Raw genomic sequence first — 1,024 nt, 5'->3', positions numbered from 1 at the left:
GGCCGAGGCCGGCCCGAGCGAAGCGCAGTTGAACGCCTGGGCGGCGGCGCGCGATCTGAGCCGCAGCAGCCTGACCGAGCTGGTCTACGACTACCGTGGCAACCTGCAGCGCAGCACCCGCTACGCCCAGGTGGATGCCAGCGGTGCCGGCCTGCTGAATGCCACGACCACCATTAACGAGTACCTCTACGGCGAGCGCGGCGAGCTGCTCAACAGCTTCGTGCTGCGCGGCGCGAGCCGCACCCGCGTCGAACAGAGCAGCTTCGCCTACGACGGCCTGGGCCGCCTGCTCAGCCAGAGCGATGCCGGCGGTACCCGCACCTACGCCTATGACGGCGCCGCGCGCACCCTGGCGGTGAGCAACAGCGCCGGCCTGACCACGACCCAGGCCTTTGATGCCCAGGGCCGCCTGCTCAGCCTGACGGAGAGCGCCGCCAGCCTGGCCGCGCCTCGCCTGACCCAGTACGCCTACGACGCCGCCGGGCGCCTGGTGATGAGCCAGGACACCACTGGCGTGCGTACCTATACCTTCTACGACGAGGCCGGGCGCCTCAGCGCTCGGGTCGATGGCCTGGGCGCGGTGACCGAGTACCGCTACAACGCCGCCGGGCAGAAGAGCAGCGAGACCCGCTACGCCACCCTGGTCGACACCCGCACCTGGTACAGCGGCGGGGTGGTGAGCAAGACCCTGGTCGGCCAGATTCGCCCGGCCAGCAGTGCGCAAGACCGTACCACGGCTTACGCCTACGACGAGGCCGGCCGGCTGAGCAGCAGCACCGATGCCCTGGGCCATGTCACCAGCTACCGTTACGACGGCCGTGGCCAGCAGATCCAGAGCCAGAACGGCGAGCGCATCAGCCGCACCTTCTACGACGCCGACGGCCGTGTGCTCGCGGTGCTCGATGGCGAAGGCTACCTGCGCGAGAACCGCTACGACGCCAGCGGCCGCCTGCAGCAGAGCATCCGCTATGCCCTGGCCACGGCCGAGGGCCTGCGCGCCGAGGGCCGCCTGGAACAACTGCGC

Annotated in this window: 1 pseudogene; it reads left to right on the top strand. The window is 70.5% G+C overall.

Annotation, left to right across the window (positions count from 1 at the left end):
* Nucleotides 1-1,024 (top strand): annotated as a pseudogene (locus tag AAFN46_RS20575) (hypothetical protein); the annotation flags it as partial.

Origin of the sequence: Pseudomonas sp. CAU 1711, from assembly GCF_039888625.1 — a bacterium.
Lineage (GTDB): Bacteria > Pseudomonadota > Gammaproteobacteria > Pseudomonadales > Pseudomonadaceae > Aquipseudomonas.
The sequence above is the reverse complement of the archived record's forward strand: the minus strand, read 5'-3'. Positions and strand labels throughout refer to the sequence as shown.